This is a genomic window from Streptomyces sp. NPDC090083 (genome assembly GCF_044747445.1).
Classification (GTDB): Bacteria; Actinomycetota; Actinomycetes; order Streptomycetales; family Streptomycetaceae; genus Streptomyces.
Genome location: NZ_JBIVED010000010.1, coordinates 362,279 through 382,086, shown reverse-complemented (window position 1 = coordinate 382,086; position 19,808 = coordinate 362,279). Strand labels below are relative to the sequence as shown.

Here is a 19,808-nt window from a genome sequence, read left to right as displayed (position 1 = left end):
TGCGTTTCCGACTCTATCAGACCGTTTCCGGTTCCGATTTCCTCGGTGCTTTCCAGGTTTCCGCTTCCGCGTTTCCCTTTCCGGCGGTTCCGACTTTATCAGAAGTTCTGAGTCGGAATTTCCGGCCCTCCGGGAGTGGCTCCCGTACACGCGAAGTGTCCGGGTTCCCCCTCAGGCGGAGCCGTAAACGTACTGGAGCGGGCCGCCTCGATGCAAATCGAGGCGGCCCGCTCCAGGTTCACGCGTACGAGAGGTCGTACGGCGGTCAGACCTCCACGACGACCGGGAGGATCATCGGCCTGCGCCGGTAGTTGTCGGAGACCCACTTGCCCAGCGTGCGGCGGATGAGTTGCTGCAGCTGGTGGGGCTCGACCACGCCGTCCTGGGCCGAGCGTTCCAGGACCTCGGTGATCCTCGGGACCACGTCCACGAAGGCGGAGTCGTCGATGCCGGAGCCGCGGGCCTGGATGTGCGGGCCGCCGGTGATCTTGCCGGTGGACGAGTCCACGACGAGGAAGACCGAGATGATGCCCTCGTCGCCCAGGATCCTGCGGTCCTTCAGCGCCGGCTCTCCGACGTCGCCGACCGAGAGGCCGTCGACGTAGACGTATCCCGCCTGGACCTTGCCCGAGATCTTGGCCTTGCCCTCGATGAGGTCGACGACCACGCCGTCCTCGGCGATGACGATGCGGTCGTGCGGGACGCCTGTCATGGCGCCGAGCTCGGCGTTGGCCCGTAGGTGGCGCCATTCGCCGTGGACCGGCATCAGGTTCTTCGGGCGGCAGATGTTGTAGAAGTACAGCAGCTCGCCGGCCGAGGCGTGTCCCGAGACGTGGACCTTGGCGTTGCCCTTGTGGACGACGTTGGCGCCCCACCGGGTGAGGCCGTTGATGACGCGGTAGACCGCGTTCTCGTTGCCCGGGATGAGCGACGAGGCCAGGATCACCGTGTCGCCCGAGACGATGCGGATCTGGTGGTCGCGGTTGGCCATGCGGGACAGTGCGGCCATCGGCTCGCCCTGGGAGCCCGTGCAGACCAGGACCACTTCGCTGTCCGGGAGGTCGTCGAGCGTCTTGACGTCGACCACCAGACCCGGCGGGACCTTCAGGTAGCCGAGGTCACGCGCGATGCCCATGTTGCGGACCATCGAGCGGCCGACGAAGGCGACCCGGCGGCCGTACTCGTGGGCCGTGTCCAGGATCTGCTGGATGCGGTGGACGTGGCTGGCGAAGCTCGCCACGATGATGCGCTTGCGGGCACTGCCGAAGACCTGCCGCAGGACGTTCGAGATGTCGCGCTCGGGCGGCACGAATCCCGGGACCTCGGCGTTGGTCGAGTCGGCGAGGAGAAGGTCGATGCCTTCCTCGCTGAGCCGGGCGAACGCGTGTAGATCCGTGAGACGGCCGTCCAGCGGGAGCTGGTCCATCTTGAAGTCGCCCGTGTGGACGACCATGCCCGCGGGGGTGCGGATGGCGACCGCGAGGGCGTCCGGGATGGAGTGGTTGACCGCGACGAACTCGCAGTCGAAGGGGCCGATGCGCTCGCGGTGCCCTTCGGCGACCTCAAGGGTGTACGGCCGGATCCGGTGCTCCTGGAGCTTGGCCTCGATGAGCGCGAGGGTCAGCTTGGAGCCGATCAGCGGGATGTCCGCCTTCTCCCTGAGGAGATACGGGACGCCGCCGATGTGGTCCTCGTGGCCGTGCGTGAGGACGATGCCGTCGATGTCGTCGAGGCGGTCCCTGATGGACGTGAAGTCCGGCAGGATCAGGTCGATTCCGGGCTGCTCCTCCTCGGGGAAGAGCACGCCGCAGTCGACGATGAGCAGGCGGCCGCCGTATTCGAAGACCGTCATGTTCCGGCCGATTTCCCCGAGGCCGCCGAGTGGGGTGACCCTCAGGCCGCCTTCGGGGAGCTTGGGCGGCGGGGCGAGTTCAGGATGCGGATGACTCAAAAGACTCTCCTACCCATGCGCGCCACGTACCTGTGGGCACGTGGCGCGCATGACGTTCGTGCACATGCAGTTGTCGGTGTGGGATGCGGGCGCCGAAGCCCCGCGTATTCAGTTGTGAAGTCCGTTGTCAGAGCTGTACCCCGCCGGCGGCAAGATCGATCTTGAGCTGGGCGATCTCCTCGGGCGAGCACTCGACCATCGGTGAGCGCAGCGGTCCGGCGGGCAGTCCCTGGAGGGTGAGCGCGGCCTTGGTGGTCATGACGCCCTGGGTGCGGAACATGCCGGTGTAGACGGGGAGCAGCTTCTGGTGGATCTCGGTGGCCTTCTGGACGTCACCGGAGACGTACGCCTCCACCAGGGTGCGCAGTTCGGGCGTGACCACATGGCCGACGACCGAGACGAAGCCGACCGCGCCCACGGAGAGCAGCGGCAGGTTCAGCATGTCGTCGCCCGAGTACCAGGCCAGGCCGGTCCGTGCGATGGCCCAGCTGGCGCGGCCGAGGTCGCCCTTGGCGTCCTTGTTGGCGACGATCCGGGGGTGCTCGGCGAGCCTGACCAAGGTCTCGGTGCCGATCGGGACACCGCTGCGGCCGGGGATGTCGTAGAGCATGACCGGCAGTTCGGTGGTGTCGGCGATCGTCTTGAAATGGCGGTACAGGCCCTCTTGCGGGGGCTTGTTGTAGTACGGCGTGACGACGAGCAGGCCGTGTGCGCCGGTGTGTTCGGCCGTACGGGCGAGTTCGACGCTGTGGTGGGTGTCGTTCGTGCCGACGCCCGCGATGACGTGGGCGCGGTCGCCGACCGCTTCCAGTACGGCTCGTACGAGATCCGCTTTCTCCGCGTCGCTGGTGGTCGGGGACTCACCGGTGGTGCCGTTGATGATCAGGCCGTCGTTGCCTGCGTCCACCAGGTGGGTAGCGAGCCGCTGGGCGCCGTCGAGGTCGAGTGCGCCGTCCGCCGTGAAGGGCGTGACCATGGCGGTGAGGACCCGCCCGAAGGGGGTCTGCGGAGTGGAGGTCGGAGCCATGGGGAACACGCTACTCGCTGCTCAATGCGGGGTCTGCCTTAGGGGCAGGCGACAAGTCGTGACAAATATGGAGCCCGGCACTGCCTGCTCGGGGGTTCAAGCAGTGCCGGGTCCGTTTGATCAGGCTAGATGAACTTCTCTAAATGCCGCAATACGGACACTTCGCGCAGTCCATCCGTACATGTGTGCCCGAGGGGCACACAGAGGTGCGCTACGGGGCGACACGACCGTTGGCGTTGAAGGCGGAGTACGTGAGCGGCATGAGCCTGGCCCACTGCTCCTCCATCTTCTCGCCGACCATCTCGATCTCCCGCTGCGGGAAGGACGGGACCTTCGCCAGCTCGTGCTGGGTGCGCAGGCCGAGGAAGTGCATCAGCGAGCGGGCGTTGCACGTGGCGTACATCGAGGAGAACAGGCCCACGGGGAGGACGGCACGGGCCACCTCGCGGGCGACGCCTGCTGCGAGCATCTCCTGGTACGTCCCGTACGCCTGACGGTACGACTCCTCCATGGCCTTCTCCACGAGGTGTTGTTGCTCCGGGGTGCCCTCGACGAACACGTACTTGCCGGGCCGCCCCTGCTGGACCAGCTTGCGTGACGCGTCCGGTACGTAGAACACCGGCTGGAGCTCCCTGTAGCGGCCCGATTCCTCGTTGTAGGACCAGCCGACCCGGTGCCGCATGAACTCACGGAAGACGAAGATCGGAGCACTGATCAAGAAGGTCATCGAGTTGTGCTCGAACGGGCTGCCGTGCCGGTCCCTCATCAGGTAGTTGATCAGCCCCTTGGAGCGCTCAGGGTCCTTGCCCATCTCCTCAAGGGACTGCTCGCCGACGGTCGACACACGGGCCGCGAACAGCACGTCGGAGTCCGCCGCACTGTGTTTGACCAGCTCAACGCTGACTTCACTGCGGAGGTCGATCTTCAAATCGTCGTCGGATGTGGGGGTCACGGTCGGAAGGTCCTTCCCATCTTGTGCTCTTGGCGAGCGCCACTCTACGGCCCGCCAAACCGGACTTTCACTGTCGTGGCTGAGCGAATTCGGTGAAACAGGGCACCTTTCACCGCATTCGCTCGTCTGTACCAGTAAGAACCTTCCGTTCGATCCCCGAAGGGAGAAGCACCACCGATGTTCCGTCGGAGCGAACCCGTCCCGTTCGCCTTCATCGCCGAGACCGACCGCTTCCGCAGCAATGTCACCCCGCCGCCGCGTCAGCGGGCCTCCGCCGGTCAGCTGGCCGGACGTTGGCTCCTGGGTCTCACCATCGTCGCCGGAATCGTGGGCTCCTTGGTCCTCGGGATGCCGGCGCTGTCACAGAACAACCTCTCGACGCAGCATCAGCAGTCCCAGGCCTCCGACAATCGCTGACCTGCCGGACGGGGTCGTACAGCTGACCATGACTCATCCGGACCCCCAGCGGTGGTGACCGGGAACATGGCCGGATAGCCTCACCGGGCACAGCCCACGCATGGATTCAGTGAGGACACCAGTCGTGCCCCTGCCCTTCCTTACGGCCGACCGCGCATTCGAGGCCGCGGACGAGCTCGCGCTGCCGTTCGACGACCGCGACCGCTGGCGGCGCCCCTACCGGCCCGGACCGTGGCGGGTGGCGGTGGCGGCGCTCGTGCTGCTGCTCGCGTCGTACGTGCTGTTCGCCGCGGTCATCATCGCGTTGACCGGCTCGCGCTCCGAGGCCGCGGTGATCCTCTGCATCGCGCTGGTCGTCATCCTCTGCGCCCTGCGGCTGCTGCGCATGGGCGTGTGGGTGAGCGCGCGCGGGCTGCGCGGTGTGCGGTTCTTCCTCACCCGTACGGTGCCGTGGAACCGGGTCGCCGCCGTGCGCACGGTGCAGCAGCCGGTGCGCTGGCTCGGCCTGCCGCGCACGGTGCAGGGCCAGGCGCTGGTCCTCGTGCGCAAGGACCGTGCCGCGGAGGACGTGACCGCGCTGCTGACCACGCACGACATCGACTTCCTGGCGCGGGCCTCCGCCTTCGACCGGGCCGCGGACTCGGTCGAGGTGTGGTCCGACGAGTACCGGCGGAGCTGACCGCCCGACAGCAGTCGTACGCCGAAGGGGCCGGTCCGCGGTGCATGCGGGCCGGCCCCTTCGGCGTACGGTGGCGCGTCGTCCTGCGGGTCAGGCCGGGACGGGGCGGCCGTCGTGCAGGGCGATCGCGCGCTGCATCGCCTTGCGGGCGCGGGGGGTGTCGCGGGCGTCGTGGTAGGCGACGGCGAGGCGGAACCAGCTGCGCCAGTCGTCGGGGGCGTCCTCGGTCTCGGCCTTGCGCCTGGCGAAGACCTCGTCGGCGGAGTCGCGGTCGATCCGGCCGCCCGCGGTGCGCCTCAACTCGTCGACGGGCAGGCCGCCTTCGGCGTCGAGTTCGGCGGCGAGGCGGTTGGCGTTGCGGACGAACTGGGTGTTCTTCCAGAGGAACCAGACACCGATCACCGGCAGGATCAGGACCGCGATCCCGAAGGTGACCGTGATGACCGTGCCCGACTGGATGAGCATGACGCCGCGGCTGCCGACCAGGACGAAGTAGAAGACCAGGACGGCGGCCGTGACAGCGTAGGTGATTTTGGCGCGCATGTCGTGAGCCTCAGCCCAGGTCCAGGAAGTGTTCCAGGCCGAAGGTGAGGCCCGGGGTCGTCACCACGCGGCGGGCGCCGAGCAGGATGCCCGGCATGAAGCTGCTGTGGTGCAGGGAGTCGTGCCGGACGGTCAGGGTCTCGCCCTCGGCGCCGAGCAGGACCTCCTGGTGGGCCAGCAGGCCGCGCAGCCGGACGGAGTGGACGGGGATCCCGTCGACGCCCGCCCCCCGCGCGCCGTCCAGGGCCGTCTCCGTCGCGTCCGGCGCCGCGGCCGTACCCGCCTTGGCGCGCGCCTCGGCGATCAGCTGGGCCGTGCGCGTGGCCGTCCCGCTCGGGGCGTCGACCTTCTTCGGGTGGTGCAGTTCGATGACCTCGACCGACTCGAAGTAGGGCGCGGCGATCTGCGCGAACTTCATGGTGAGGACGGCGCCGATGGAGAAGTTCGGCGCGATGAGGACGCCCGTCTCCGGGGAGGCGGCCAGCCAGCCGGTGAGCTGCGCGAGGCGTTCGTCGGTCCAGCCCGTGGTGCCGACGACCGCGTGGATGCCGTTCCGGACGCAGAAGTCGAGGTTGTCCATCACCGAGGCGGGGGTGGTCAGTTCGACCGCGACCTGGGCGCCCGCGGCCGTGAGCGCCTCCAGCGAGTCGCCCCGGCCCAGGGCCGCCACCAGTTCCATGTCCTCGGCGGCCTCGACGGCTCGTACCGCCTCGGCGCCGATGCGGCCCTTGGCTCCGAGGACCGCCACACGCAGCTTGCTCATCGTTCTTGCTTCCTTACCGGATACGGGTTCCGAAACCGGCTTCGGGTTCCGAAGGCGGGTGTCAGGCGACGGCGTCGTGCAGTCGGGCCGCCTGCTTGTCCTTGAGGGGGCCGATGACCGACAGCGAGGGCCGCTGCCCCAGGATCTCGCGGGCGACCTCGCGGACCTCGTCCGGGGTGACCGAGGCGATCCTGCCCAGCATGTCGTCGACGGACATCTGCTCGCCCCAGCACAGCTCGCTCTTGCCGATCCGGTTCATCAGCGCGCCCGTGTCCTCCAGGCCGAGGACGGTGGAGCCCTGGAGCTGGCCGACGGCGCGGCCGATCTCGTCGTCGGACAGGCCGTTGGCGGCGACCTGGTCGAGTTCGTCGCGGCAGATCTTCAGCACGTCGTGGACCTGCGAGGGCCGGCAGCCGGCGTAGACGCCGAAGAGTCCGCAGTCGGCGAAGCCGGACGTGTACGAGTACACGCTGTAGGCCAGGCCGCGCTTCTCCCGGACCTCCTGGAAGAGGCGGGAGGACATGCCGCCGCCGAGCGCCGTGTTGAGGACCCCGAGGGCCCAGCGGCGCTCGTCGGTGCGGGCCAGGCCGGGCATGCCGAGGACGACGTGGGCCTGCTCGGTCTTGCGGCCGATCAGTTCGACCTTGCCGGTGGAGCGCAGGACGCGGCGGCCGTCGCGCGGGGCGATGGGTGCCGCCTGCGGGGTGCGGAAGGCGCCCGCCTTGTCGAAGGCCGCGCGGACCTGTCGTACGACCTTGTCGTGGTCGATGTTGCCCGCGGCGGCGACCACGAGGTGGGTCGGGTCGTAGTGCTTCTTGTAGAAGCGGCGGATGCGGTCCGCGGTGAGGGCGTTGACGGTGTCGACCGTGCCGAGGACGGGGCGGCCGAGGGGGTTGTCGCCGAACATGGTGCGCGCGAACAGGTCGTGCACGCAGTCGCCCGGGTCGTCCTCCGTCATGGCGATCTCTTCGAGGATCGCGCCGCGCTCGACGTTGACGTCCTCCTCACGGATGAGGGAGCCGGTCAGCATGTCGCAGACCACGTCGATGGCGAGCGGCAGGTCGGTGTCGAGCACGCGCGCGTAGTAGCACGTGTACTCCTTCGCCGTGAACGCGTTCATCTCGCCGCCGACCGCGTCGATCGCGGAGGAGATGTCCAGCGCGCTGCGCTTGTGCGTGCCCTTGAAGAGGAGGTGCTCCAGGTAGTGCGTGGCGCCGTTCAGGGACGGTGTCTCGTCGCGGGAGCCCACGTGTGCCCAGATGCCGAAGGTCGCGGAGCGGACCGAGGGCAGCGTCTCGGTGACGATGCGCAGACCGCCCGGGAGGGTGGTCTTACGGACCGTGCCGATGCCGTTGGTGCCCTGGATGAGGGTTTGGGTACGGGCGACGGCCCGCGCCTCCGAGGAGGTGCGGGCCGTCGCCGTGGAGCTGCTCGACGTCACTTGTCGCCGTCGTCCTTCTTGTCGTCCTCGGTGTTCTCTTCGCCCTCGATGACGGGGATCAGGGAGAGCTTGCCGCGGGAGTCGATCTCGGCGATCTCGACCTGGACCTTCTGGCCCACGCCGACGACGTCCTCGACGTTCTCCACGCGCTTGCCGCCGGCGAGCTTGCGGATCTGCGAGATGTGCAGCAGACCGTCCTTGCCCGGGAGCAGCGACACGAACGCGCCGAAGGTGGTGGTCTTGACGACCGTACCCAGGTAGCGCTCGCCGACCTCCGGCATGGTCGGGTTGGCGATGCCGTTGATCGTGGCGCGGGCGGCCTCGGCCTGCGAGCCGACCTGGGCACCGATGTAGATGGTGCCGTCGTCCTCGATCGTGATCTCGGCGCCGGTGTCCTCCTGGATCTGGTTGATCATCTTGCCCTTCGGGCCGATGACCTCGCCGATCTTGTCCACGGGGATCTTGACGGTGATGATCCGCGGGGCGTTCGGGGACATCTCGTCCGGCGTGTCGATCGCTTCCATCATCACGTCGAGGATGTGGAGGCGGGCGTCACGGGCCTGCTTGAGGGCGGCGGCCAGGACGGAGGCGGGGATGCCGTCCAGCTTGGTGTCGAGCTGGAGGGCGGTGACGAACTCCTTGGTGCCGGCGACCTTGAAGTCCATGTCACCGAAGGCGTCCTCCGCACCGAGGATGTCGGTGAGGGCGACGTAGTGCGTCTCGCCGTTGATCTCCTGGGAGATCAGGCCCATGGCGATACCGGCGACGGGGGCCTTGAGGGGCACACCGGCGTTCAGCAGCGACATGGTGGAGGCGCAGACCGAGCCCATGGACGTCGAGCCGTTCGACCCGAGGGCCTCGGAGACCTGGCGGATCGCGTAGGGGAACTCCTCGCGCGTCGGCAGGACCGGGACCAGGGCGCGCTCGGCGAGCGCTCCGTGGCCGATCTCGCGGCGCTTCGGGGAGCCGACGCGGCCGGTCTCGCCGACGGAGTACGGCGGGAAGTTGTAGTTGTGCATGTAGCGCTTGCGGGTCACCGGGGAGAGGGTGTCCAGCTGCTGCTCCATGCGAAGCATGTTGAGGGTGGTGACGCCCAGGATCTGGGTCTCGCCACGCTCGAACAGCGCCGAGCCGTGCACGCGCGGGATGGCCTCGACCTCGGCGGCGAGGGTACGGATGTCCGTCACCCCGCGGCCGTCGATGCGCTTCTTCTCCTTGATGACGCGCTCACGGACCAGGGACTTGGTCAGTGCGCGGTACGCGGCGGAGATCTCCTTCTCGCGGCCCTCGAACTCCGGGAGGAGCTTCTCGGCGGCGAGACCCTTGACGCGGTCCAGCTCGGCCTCGCGGTCCTGCTTGCCGGCGATCGTCAGCGCGGAGGCGAGCTCCGGGCGGACGGCGGCGGTGAGGGCCTCCAGGACGTCGTCCTGGTAGTCGAGGAAGATCGGGAACTCGCCGGTCGGCTTCGCGGCCTTGGCGGCGAGGTCGGACTGGGCCTTGCAGAGCACCTTGATGAAGGGCTTCGCGGCGTCCAGACCGGAGGCGACGACCTCCTCGGTGGGCGCCTCGGCTCCGCCCTTGACCAGCTGGATGGTCTTCTCGGTGGCCTCGGCCTCGACCATCATGATCGCGACGTCGCCGTCCTCCAGGACGCGACCGGCGACGACCATGTCGAAGACGGCGTCCTCGAGCTCGGTGTGCGTCGGGAACGCGACCCACTGGCCGTTGATCAGCGCGACGCGGACGCCGCCGACCGGGCCGGAGAAGGGCAGACCGGCCAGCTGCGTGGACGCGGAGGCCGCGTTGATCGCGACGACGTCGTACAGGTGGTCGGGGTTGAGCGCCATGATCGTGGCGACGACCTGGATCTCGTTGCGCAGGCCCTTCTTGAAGGACGGGCGCAGCGGGCGGTCGATCAGGCGGCAGGTGAGGATCGCGTCCTCGGAGGGCCGGCCCTCACGGCGGAAGAAGCTGCCGGGGATCTTGCCGGCGGCGTACATCCGCTCCTCGACGTCCACCGTGAGGGGGAAGAAGTCGAGCTGGTCCTTGGGGTTCTTGGAGGCGGTGGTGGCCGACAGCACCATGGTGTCGTCGTCCAGGTACGCGACGGCGGAGCCTGCGGCCTGCTTGGCCAGGCGGCCCGTCTCGAAGCGGATGGTGCGGGTGCCGAAAGTACCGTTGTCGATGACGGCCTCGGCGTAGTGGGTCTCGTTCTCCACTAGCGTTTTCTCCGTTACTTGTCGTCTTTCGTCCCTCCCCGCCCGTGTGGCGGGGGGACGGTGGCGGAGAAGCGCTGTCTGGTGCGGGCCGGTCTTCGATCGAAGCACCCGGGGCGTCAGTGCCCGGGGGCCACTACCGAGGACCGGCGGCTGCGAGGCGCGCTTCTCCTCTTCGTTGTCGTGCTGTCTTCGTACGGTGCCGTACTGGGTCGTACGTCCCGCGTCGTGCGTTGTGCTACCACACTACAAAGCGTGAGTGACAGTCCGCACGTTTCCGCACGTACGGGCAGTCCCTGCCTACGGCAATCCGTGCGTACGGCAATCCGTGCGTACGGCAATCCGTGCGTACGGCAATCCGTGCGTACGGCAAAGGGAGCGGCTCCCGATCGTTTCGGGAACCGCTCCCTTCACGGCGTCTTACTTGGCGCCCGCCGCACCGCGGCGGATGCCCAGCCGGTCAACCAGGGCACGGAAGCGCTGGATGTCCTTCTTGGCCAGGTACTGGAGCAGCCGGCGGCGCTGGCCGACCAGGATGAGCAGACCACGACGGGAGTGGTGGTCGTGCTTGTGGGTCTTGAGGTGCTCGGTCAGGTCCGAGATGCGGCGCGAGAGCATGGCGACCTGGACCTCGGGGGAGCCGGTGTCGCCCTCCTTCTGACCGAACTCGCTGATGAGCTGCTTCTTCGTAGCGGCGTCGAGCGACACGCGTACTCCTCGTAGTCTTTGATGTGCCACCGAGTGCCCCTGGTCCACATCTCAGGGGAGCTTCCGTGACTCGGGTGGCGGGGATCCGCTGGGCGCTGCCTCCAGGGCGTGAGCTCCGGGGGTGCGTACACAAACGGCCGCTACACAGCGTACCAGCCTGCGAGGATGCCCCGGTCCAGCTCCCCGAAGGCCCCTGAGCGGCGGGGATGCGGCCACTAGGGTGATTCCATCCATGGACGGAACGCGGAAACCCATGGTGGGACACGTCGGTTCTTCGGGAAGGGGTCGCTGCGCCATGGCGGAGACGGAGCAGGAGATCAAGGCACGCAAGGAGCGGGAGCGGGACGAGCTGTACGCCCTCGACATCTCGGGTGTCGAGTGGCGCGGCGCGCCGGGCACCGAGGACCACGAGGAGCGCGTCGAGATCGCCGACCTGCCCGACGGCGCGGTGGCCATGCGCTCGTCCCTCGACCCGGGGACCGTCCTGCGGTACACGGAGGCGGAGTGGACGGCGTTCGTGCTGGGGGCGCGGGACGGGGAGTTCGATCTGGAGGCGGCTCCGGAGGGGGAGCAGCAGCCGTAGGCGTAGGCGTAGTCGTCGTAGGCGAGAAGGAAAGGGGTGGCACGCGTGCGCGTGCCACCCCTTTTACGCTGCCTGCCGTGCCGGTGGCGGGCGCGTCAGCTGGTCAAGGACCGGACCGTCGCGTACACGTCGAAGACGGCGAGGGCCAGCGGCACCAGCGTCAGCAGGACGAAGCCCTCGGCGATCTCCAGGAAGCGGCCCCAGAACGGGGTGAGTCCGCTGCGCGGGACGATCAGGCCGATCGCCGTCACGAGCGCGGTGGCCGCGGCGATCGCCGCGACGAGCCAGACCGTACGGAGGTCGAGACCGCTGCGGTCTCCGGCGAGCGCCTCGCGGATCAGGGAGTGCGGCGGGTTCAGCGCCAGGCCCAGGCCGAGCAGTACGAGTGAGCCGAGTCCGGCGGCCAGGACGGGAGCGACCTGGGCGGTGTAGCGGAAGAGGTGGGCGCGCATCAGCAGCGCGACACCGGTCGCGAGGGCGAGCAGCTGAGCCCAGACGTCGTGGGAGAAACCGAGGACGGCCGTGGCCCCGACGGCGGTGACCGCGCAGCCGCCGACGAGGCCGACGAGGAGTTCGTGGCCGCGGCGCGCCTGGGCGGCGACCCGTTCGGTGTCGACCGCCTCCTGGGCGGCGGGCTCGGCGCCGTACGCGCTGCGCGGGGCGGTGTTCGGGGGGTCGAAGCCGATCGGCAGGCGGGCGAAGCGCATCGAGAGGGACGGCAGGAAGGCCAGCGCGCCGACCGCGACTGGGGCGCACAGGGCGGCGATCTCGGACGGCGTCCAGTGGGCCCGGATCGCGATGAACGACACGATCAGGCCGACGGCGGACGCGGAGACGAGGGCGACGAAGGGCGCGTCCCCGCCGGGTGAGCACAGGGTGAGCACGACGGCGGCCACCAGCACGGCCGCGCACGCGAGGAGGAACTGCAGCCTGCCGATCCCCTGGCCGTCGGTGAGCGGCAACAGGCCCGAGCCGGCCACCCCGATGTTGGGCAGCGCGCCGAGGCCCAGCGCGATGGCCGAGGCGCGGTCGTCGTAGACGCGGGCGCGGACGCAGGCCAGGACGACCAGCAGGACGCCGACGACCGCGGCGAGGATGCCGGGGAGGCCGTTCATGTCGTGGCGCGGGTCGGCGGTCCAGGCGACGAACGCGAGCAGGGCGGGCAGCACACCGCCGCCGACGAGCCCGGCCGCGCGGGTCAACTCGCCGCCCCACAGGGTGTGTTCGCGGGTCACCGCGGCCGAGACCGCCTCGGACACGTCGTCGAACACGGCCGGCGGGAGCGACTCGGAGAAGGGGCGCAGGGTGAGGAGTTCGCCGTCGAGGATGCGCTGGGCGGCGAACGTGCGGGAGCTGTCGAGGACCGTGCCGTCCCGGCGCACCAGGTGATAGCCGACCGGGGCGCCCTCGGCGGGGCTCTGCCGGGAGAGCCGGAGGATCTCCGGATAGATGTCGGCGACCGGGATGTCATCGGGCAGTGCCACGTCGATCCGGCTGTCGGGCGCGACGATCGTGACCCGGCAGAAACCCAGGCCCGGGCCGGTGCCGACAGGGGCTCCGGTACCGGGCCCACCCGCCGCGGATGCCGTGATGCTCACCTGCTGCTCCCCCTCGTGATGAATCTGCGTCTGCGTCGTGAAGGTGTCGCGCGGGGCGTTCCGCGCACCTTCACATCGCGCTGAATGCCCTGTTTCTCCAGGCTGGTTCGCGTGTGCTCGCGCGAACATCCGGCACCCTACCGCTCACCCGACTGCCGTGAAGTCAGTAGGATCACGCGGCGGCCTGCGTCCGCCTGACACGGGGTGGCGGACGGTAGTCCCGGGGCCGCGCAAGGGAATTGGTGAGCAGTGAGCCACATCGTCGTGAAGCGCCCGCCTCGCGCGCTGCCGTCCGAGGTGCCCACGGAAGAGATCGTCCTGCAACCGCCGCCCGCGCTGCCTCGGGGACATCAGGAGAGCGTCCTGATGCAGTTGCTGCCGACGCTCGGCATGGGCGGCTCGGTGGTGTTCTTCTTCACGAACGGACAGCCGTTCATGAAGATCATGGGCATGGTGATGATCGTCTCGACGGTCGCCATGTCCATCGCGATGGTGGTCCGCTTCCGCCGCGGCTCCCAGGGCCAGCTGGCGGACCTGCGCACCGACTACCTGCGCTACCTGGCACAGACCCGGCGGACCGCCCTGGACACCGCGCGGGCCCAGCGCGACGCGCAGTACTACCTCCACCCCTCCCCCGAGCAGCTGTGGGCGCTGGTCGCCGAGGGCAGCCGGGTGTGGGAACGGCGGCCGGGCGACGAGGACTTCGGCCAGGTACGCATCGGCCTCGGCCGGCAGTCGCTCGCCACTCCGCTCATCGCCCCCGAGACCGGCGGGGTGGAACAGCTGGAGCCGCTGACCGCGGGCGCGATGCAGCGCTTCGTGTCGGTCCACGGCACGCTCGAGGACCTGCCGATGGCGATCTCGCTGCGCGCCTTCTCGTATCTGACGATCAGCGGCGAACCCGAGTCCGTACGGTCCTCCGCCCGCGCCCTGGCCGGCTCGCTGGCCGCGCTGCACTCCCCCGAGGACCTGGTGATCGTGGTCGCCGCGGCCGGGGAGAACCTGCCGCGGTGGGAGTGGGCCAAGTGGCTGCCGCACGCGCAGGCGCCCGGTGCCACGGACGGCGCGGGCAGCCGCCGCCTCATCGACAGCGACATCCGCGAGCTGGAGAACCTGATCTCCGCCCGGCTGACCGGCCGGCCGCGCTTCCACCCCACCGCGGCTGCGCTCCCGGACGAGCCGCACATCGTCGTCGTCCTCGACGGGGTCTCCCTGCCGCCCGACTCGGTCCTCGCCAACTCCGAGGGCCTGCAGGGCGTGACGCTCGTCGATGTCGTCCCCGGCGAGCCGGCCACGGTACGCGGCGAGCTCTCCATCGTCGTACAGCCGAAGTCGCTGCATCTGGAGTCCGGTCACGGAGATGTCTACGAGGGGACGCCCGACGCCCTGTCGTACGCGTCCGCCGAGGCGCTCGCGCGGCAGTTGGCGCCGCTGCGGATGGCGTCCGGCGGGGACGACGACCAACCGCTGCTCGCCAACCTGGAGTTCACCGATCTGCTGAATCTCGGGGACGCGGCCTCCGTCGACACCCAGCGCACCTGGCGGCCCCGTTCGCTGGCCGAGCGGCTGCGGGTGCCGATCGGGCTCGGCGAGGACGGCCGGCCCGTGATGCTCGACCTCAAGGAGGCGGCCCAGGAGGGCATGGGCCCGCACGGCCTGTGTGTCGGCGCGACCGGTTCCGGCAAGTCGGAGCTGCTGCGCACGCTGGTCCTCGGCCTCGCGGTGACGCACTCCTCCGAGACGCTGAACTTCGTCCTCGCGGACTTCAAGGGCGGTGCGACCTTCGCCGGTATGGCGCAGATGCCGCACGTGGCGGCCGTGATCACCAACCTGGCCGACGACCTGACCCTCGTCGACCGCATGGGCGACTCGATCCGCGGCGAGCTGAACCGCCGCCAGGAGATGCTCCGCGACGCGGGCAACTACGCCAACATCCACGACTACGAGAAGGCACGCGCGGCGGGCGCCCCGCTCCAGCCGATCCCCTCCCTGGTCCTGGTGATCGACGAGTTCAGCGAACTCCTCACCGCCAAGCCGGACTTCATCGAGATGTTCGTCCAGATCGGCCGGATCGGCCGCTCGCTCGGCGTGCATCTGCTGCTGGCCTCGCAGCGTCTGGAGGAGGGCAGGCTGCGCGGTCTGGAGACCTATCTGTCGTACCGCGTCGGCCTGCGCACCTTCTCCGCGGCCGAGTCGCGGGCGGCGCTGGGCGTGCCGGACGCCTACGAACTCCCGAACGTGCCCGGGTCCGGCTTCCTCAAGTACGGCACGGACGAGATGGTGCGGTTCAAGGCCGCCTACGTGTCCGGGACTTACCGCTCCGGCTCCTCACAGGCCGGGTTCGGCGCCGGTCAACTCCCGGTCGACCGGCGGCCGGTGCTGTTCACGGCGGCCGAGGTACCGGTGCAGTACACGACGGTGCCGCGGCAGCGCAGCGAGTCCCCGGACGTCGACGACGCCCTCGCCGACACGGTGCTCGACGTCATCGTGCGGCGGCTGGAGGCGCAGGGCCCGGCCGCCCACCAGGTGTGGCTGCCGCCGCTGGACAGCCCGCCCTCGCTGGACGGACTCCTGCCCGGCCTCACGGCGGTCCAGGGCCGCGGACTCACCCAGCCCGGATACGAGGGCGCGGGCCGGCTGGTGGTGCCGGTCGGGCTGGTCGACAAGCCGTACGAGCAGCGCCGCGACCACCTGTGGGTCGACTTCTCGGGCGCGGCCGGCCATATGCAGATCGTGGGCGGCCCGCAGTCCGGCAAGTCCACCCTCCTGCGCTCCCTGATCTGCTCCTTCGCCCTGACCCACACCCCGCACGAAGTCCAGTTCTACGGCCTCGACTTCGGCGGCGGAGGCCTCGCCTCGGTGGCCGGTCTGCCGCACGTGGGCGGTATCGGCTCCCGCCTCGACCCCGAGAAGGTCCGGCGCACGGTCTCCGAGGTCTACGGCGTGATGACGCGCCGCGAGGAGTACTTTCGCGCCGCGGGCATCCCGTCGATCGCGGAGTTCCGCTCCCGTCGGGCCCGCGGCCAGATCCCGGTCACGGACCAGCCGTGGGGCGACGTGTTCCTCGTCATCGACGGCTGGGGCAACTTCCGCGCGGACTACGAGGGGCTGGAGGCGGCCGTCCTGGACATCGCCGCGCGCGGCCTGGGCTTCGGCATCCACCTGGTGCTCACCGCGTCCCGGTCGATGGAGGTCCGCGCGAACCTCAAGGACCACCTGATGAACCGCCTCGAACTGCGGCTCGGCGACACGATGGACTCCGAGATCGACCGCAAGGTGGCGGTGAACGTGCCGACGGGTGTCCCCGGACGCGGTGTGTCGCCGCAGCGGCTGCACTTCATGGCGGCGGTCCCGCGCATCGACGGCCTGGTCTCGGACTCGGACCTGGCCGACGCCACCCAGGCGCTGGCGGCCGAGGTGTCCCGGCACTGGGAGGCGCCGGGGGCGCCCGAAGTACGGCTGCTGCCGCGCGAGTTGCCGGCGGAGCAGCTGCCGTCGGGCGACCGTCTCCCGCAGCGGGGTGTCGCGTTCGCCATCGACGAGAACAACCTGGAGCCGGTCTTCGTCGACTTCGAGCAGGACCCGTTCTTCCTCGTCTTCGGCGAGAGCGAGTCGGGCAAGTCGAACCTGCTGCGGCTGCTGATCAAGCAGGTGACGGAGCGGTACTCCGGCGACGAGGCGAAGCTGTTCGTCATCGACAACCGGCGCGCCCTGCTGGACGCGACCCCGTCCTCGCACCTCGCCGAGTACATCCCCATGTCCAACGCCATGGACCACCACATGGTCGCCCTGGCGGACCTGATGCGGCGCCGCACCCCGACGGCCGACGTCACGGCCCGGCAGCTCCGCGAGCGGAGCTGGTGGCAGGGCCCGACGGTGTACGTCGTGGTGGACGACTACGACCTCGTCTCCACGTCCAGCGGCAACCCGCTGGGCAACCTCACGGAGATGCTGCCGTTCGCCCGTGACGTCGGCGTCCGCTTCATCATCGCCCGCTCCTCGGCGGGCGCCGGGCGTGCCGCGTACGAGCCGTTCATGCAGCGGATGCAGGAACTGGGCGCCCAGGGCGTCGTCCTGGCGGGCGACCCCGGGGAGGGTGACGTGCTGGGCGGCGTACGGCCGCGGCCGATGCCGGTGGGGCGAGGGGTGTTCGTGTCGCGGAAGCGGGGGAAGCCCTTGGTGCAGACGGGGTTGGTGCCGGAGACGGTGTACTGACGGGCGGCGATGCGCTCGTGACGGCGTCCGGCGCCGCCGTCGTCGCCGACGTCGCCGACGTCACGGACGTGAAGACAGTCGGCCGGGGCCGGTCCGGTCCCTTGAACCGGGGCTACGGACACGCCAGTTGCTAGGTTGACGGACCGATCCCGTCCGAAGGATGGGGTCTTACGGGGACACGGGGAAGGGATCCACACGTGGCATGGGACGAGTGGGAACAGCTGAAGAGCCAGGCCGCGCAGAAGCAGTCCACGCACATGCGGCTCAACCAGATTCCGGCGGACGACGGCGGCAGCACACCGCAAGGTGATCTGACCGTCAACCACAAGGACCTGGCGGCGATCGGCGACCGGGCGTTCACGCTCTGGCAGGATCTGGGCCGCTACGGCCGTGACGCCTGGTCGAGCAGCCAGACCGCGGCCTCCGATCTCACGACGCAGGGGTTCAAGCTCGGCGGGGCGCTGGACCACGTACAGCAGCGGTGGGAAGAGCAGCTCACCAGTCTGCTCGACGCCTGCGCCCATATCTCCAACCACATGGATTACACCAAGAAGGCGCACCAGGGCGACGAGTTCTATATATCCGGGCAGATCAGCAGCATCTCGACACTGGACAAGGGGTTCAGTGAAGGGACGGGTCACTGATGGACCTCGACACGCTCCGATTCGGGAACTTCGCTGCGCTCGGCACCGCCGTGGACGACTGGTGCCAGGTGGTGAAACACCTGGAAACCCTTGAGAAGGACGCCCGCGAAGGCCTCAAGGGGCTGGCGGACAAAGCCAGTTGGTCCGGAGTCAACGCGACCGTCTCCCGCGAGTTCATCACCAAGACGGCCGGCGAGTTCACCGACGCCCACACCCAGGCGACGACGATCCGCAACATTCTCCAGGACACCCACGACGAACTCGTCGGCTATCACGACCAGTTGGTCGAGACGATCTCACGGGGTCTCAAGAAGAACCTCACCGTGATGGACACCGGCAACGGCTCCTTCACCGTCACCATGAACATCCACCCCGACCGCGCCGCGAAGGGAACCACGGTTCCCGAGCACAGCCAGCAGGACGTGGACGAACTGCTGGAGGACGTCAAACGCCTTCTCAGCAGGGCGACTCACAGCGACGACACCGCCTCCGACGTGCTGCGCGCGATTGCGGACGAGGCCCGGTACGGCTTCTCCGGCGCGGCGTACGGGGACCGCGACTCCGCCGCACAGGCGCTCAAGGATGCCGAGAAGTACGCGAATCTCATCAAGACCAAGGGCGACTCCATGTCCCTGGAAGAATTCGACGATCTCAACCGGCAGCTCGCGGGATACCGGAACGACCCCCTGTTCCAGGAGAAGTTCGCCACCACACTGGGCCCGAAAGGCGTGCTGGACTTCTGGGCGGATCTCTCCGATCCCTCCGACGGAGGCGATCTCCAGCGGGCCCGCCTGGACCAGCTGGGCGATTTCCAGAAGAACCTCGGCCTCACCCTCGCGGGCGCGACGCGGTCGGACTCACCGGCCATGCGGCAGTGGGAGGACACCATGGTCGACCTCGCGGACGACCCCGTCCAGACCCGTGGGACGCGGGTCTACGGCTTCCAGCTCATGAGCAACCTCATGCGCGTGGGGGACTACGACGACACGTTCCTGGACAGGTACGGGAACGCTCTCGTCGCGACCGAGAAGAAGATGCGGCTTCCCGACCACTACTGGAACGGCAACGGCGGGCCGCCCATGCCCAAGATGAACTTCATCGGCGAGGACTTCGGCCGGGACCCGATGACCGGCTTCATGACGGCCCTGTCGAACAGTCCCGACGCCGCGACCGCGTTCTTCAACGAGACCCAGCCCCAGGACAACGCGGAATGGGTGCTCAAGGACCGCCCCGCGTTCGACGACACACCGTTGGACAGCCACGACGGGAACCAGTCGCGCGAGGCCACCGGGAACGCGCTCGTCGCCGCGGCCACCGGCGTCAACCCCAATGACCCGCACGCCGTTCCGGTGGACCACAGTGCCGCGAACCGCAGTGTCCTCGACCGGTCGCTGAAGATCATCTCCGGTACGGGTGACGACTTCGCTCCCGAGATGCGGGACGACATGGCGAAGGTGCTGGTGAACTACGGCGACGAGGTGCACAACACGGCGAGTTCGCTCGCGGACGATCCCGGTGACCCCCGCCAGCTCGACCGGCACCAGCTGCTGGAGGTGACGAAACAGGTGTCCCGGGACCAGCACGCGTACGGAATCCTCAACGACGGTCTGAACAAGGAGATGGTCCGCGACATCTACACGGACCACCCGAGCGACCCCAAGGAGACCCTGCTCCGGGCCGGGCACACGGTGGGCTTCCTGGAAGAGGCCCGCTATCAGGCCCTGGCGACCGACAAGGAGGATCCCTCGTGGAACGCCAAATGGCTGTACCACGGCTTCGGTGGCGCCGTGAACTTCATTCCGGTCGTCGGTGACGCGGCCCAGCGCGGCGTCGACGCCCTCGCCTATCAGTGGCAGTTGGACGAGCAGGCCCGTATCGACGACGACAACGCACGCCAGAACGGCGAAGTGTTCACCGCACGGGAGAACCAGTTGCAGAAGCTCAGCGACCTGTGGATCGACGCCAATCCGGACCACGGCAACAGCAACCGATACACACTGACCTCCGAGATCAACGGTGCCGCGTTCGACGGCAACGCGCGGGCTCAGGGACTGGCGGGCAACCAGTGATC

General features: G+C 69.1%; 15 protein-coding genes. 6 read left to right on the top strand and 9 right to left on the bottom strand.

Annotated features, from left to right (window positions below):
* Window positions 1-265: 265 nt before the first annotated feature.
* The 3 genes from ACIPTO_RS32045 to thyX all read right to left on the bottom strand — a co-directional run bounded on the left by ACIPTO_RS32045 (window position 266) and on the right by thyX (window position 3,930).
* Window positions 266-1,951, bottom strand: coding sequence for a ribonuclease J (locus tag ACIPTO_RS32045; RefSeq protein WP_266773142.1), 1,686 nt, complete (start codon window positions 1,949-1,951; stop codon window positions 266-268).
* A 127-nt stretch (window positions 1,952-2,078) separates the two neighbouring features.
* Window positions 2,079-2,978, bottom strand: a complete 900-nt coding sequence (gene dapA, locus ACIPTO_RS32040; RefSeq protein WP_366321149.1) for a 4-hydroxy-tetrahydrodipicolinate synthase — start codon at window positions 2,976-2,978, stop codon at window positions 2,079-2,081.
* A 211-nt stretch (window positions 2,979-3,189) separates the two neighbouring features.
* Window positions 3,190-3,930 (bottom strand): FAD-dependent thymidylate synthase, encoded by a 741-nt coding sequence (thyX, locus tag ACIPTO_RS32035; protein WP_401197922.1) that lies wholly within the window; start codon window positions 3,928-3,930, stop codon window positions 3,190-3,192.
* Window positions 3,931-4,107: 177 nt separating this feature from the next.
* On the opposite strand from thyX, the gene ACIPTO_RS32030 reads away from it, so the two are divergent.
* Together ACIPTO_RS32030 and ACIPTO_RS32025 are read left to right on the top strand one after the other, a co-directional pair.
* On the top strand, window positions 4,108-4,347 hold the full coding sequence (locus tag ACIPTO_RS32030) for a hypothetical protein (protein WP_366321146.1): 240 nt from the start codon (window positions 4,108-4,110) through the stop codon (window positions 4,345-4,347).
* Window positions 4,348-4,471: 124 nt separating this feature from the next.
* Complete coding sequence (locus tag ACIPTO_RS32025) at window positions 4,472-5,026, top strand: hypothetical protein (protein WP_366321144.1); 555 nt, start codon at window positions 4,472-4,474, stop codon at window positions 5,024-5,026.
* A gap of 90 nt (window positions 5,027-5,116) precedes the next feature.
* Here the strand turns inward: ACIPTO_RS32025 and ACIPTO_RS32020 are convergent, their stop codons facing one another.
* The 5 genes from ACIPTO_RS32020 to rpsO form a co-directional block, all read right to left on the bottom strand.
* Entirely contained in the window at window positions 5,117-5,569 is a 453-nt protein-coding gene (locus tag ACIPTO_RS32020; RefSeq protein WP_366321142.1) for a tetratricopeptide repeat protein, read from the bottom strand.
* A gap of 10 nt (window positions 5,570-5,579) precedes the next feature.
* A complete protein-coding gene (dapB, locus tag ACIPTO_RS32015) occupies window positions 5,580-6,332 on the bottom strand; it encodes a 4-hydroxy-tetrahydrodipicolinate reductase (RefSeq protein ID WP_401197918.1) in 753 nt (250 codons plus the stop codon).
* 61 nt (window positions 6,333-6,393) lie between these two features.
* Window positions 6,394-7,773 carry a pitrilysin family protein gene (locus ACIPTO_RS32010; protein WP_366321138.1) on the bottom strand — a complete coding sequence of 460 codons (1,380 nt, stop codon included), beginning with the start codon at window positions 7,771-7,773 and terminating at the stop codon, window positions 6,394-6,396.
* Window positions 7,770-9,992, bottom strand: a complete 2,223-nt coding sequence (locus tag ACIPTO_RS32005; protein ID WP_366321134.1) for a polyribonucleotide nucleotidyltransferase — start codon at window positions 9,990-9,992, stop codon at window positions 7,770-7,772. The genes ACIPTO_RS32010 and ACIPTO_RS32005 overlap by 4 nt, the downstream gene beginning before the upstream one ends.
* A 417-nt stretch (window positions 9,993-10,409) precedes the next feature.
* Window positions 10,410-10,697 carry a 30S ribosomal protein S15 gene (gene rpsO, locus ACIPTO_RS32000; protein ID WP_019064787.1) on the bottom strand — a complete coding sequence of 96 codons (288 nt, stop codon included), beginning with the start codon at window positions 10,695-10,697 and terminating at the stop codon, window positions 10,410-10,412.
* A gap of 295 nt (window positions 10,698-10,992) precedes the next feature.
* Between rpsO and ACIPTO_RS31995 the strand changes: the two genes are divergently transcribed.
* Window positions 10,993-11,280, top strand: coding sequence for a DUF397 domain-containing protein (locus ACIPTO_RS31995; protein WP_366321132.1), 288 nt, complete (start codon window positions 10,993-10,995; stop codon window positions 11,278-11,280).
* A 95-nt stretch (window positions 11,281-11,375) separates the two neighbouring features.
* Here the strand turns inward: ACIPTO_RS31995 and eccD are convergent, their stop codons facing one another.
* Window positions 11,376-12,878 (bottom strand): type VII secretion integral membrane protein EccD, encoded by a 1,503-nt coding sequence (eccD, locus tag ACIPTO_RS31990; protein WP_401197914.1) that lies wholly within the window; start codon window positions 12,876-12,878, stop codon window positions 11,376-11,378.
* A gap of 249 nt (window positions 12,879-13,127) precedes the next feature.
* On the opposite strand from eccD, the gene eccCa reads away from it, so the two are divergent.
* From eccCa to ACIPTO_RS31975, 3 genes are all read left to right on the top strand, one after another.
* Complete coding sequence (gene eccCa / locus ACIPTO_RS31985) at window positions 13,128-17,093, top strand: type VII secretion protein EccCa (protein ID WP_401197911.1); 3,966 nt, start codon at window positions 13,128-13,130, stop codon at window positions 17,091-17,093.
* A 197-nt stretch (window positions 17,094-17,290) separates the two neighbouring features.
* A complete protein-coding gene (locus ACIPTO_RS31980; protein WP_366321126.1) occupies window positions 17,291-17,737 on the top strand; it encodes a hypothetical protein in 447 nt (148 codons plus the stop codon).
* Entirely contained in the window at window positions 17,737-19,806 is a 2,070-nt protein-coding gene (locus ACIPTO_RS31975) for a DUF6571 family protein (protein ID WP_401197908.1), read from the top strand. Before ACIPTO_RS31980 ends, ACIPTO_RS31975 begins: the two co-directional genes overlap by 1 nt.
* Window positions 19,807-19,808: the final 2 nt, after the last annotated feature.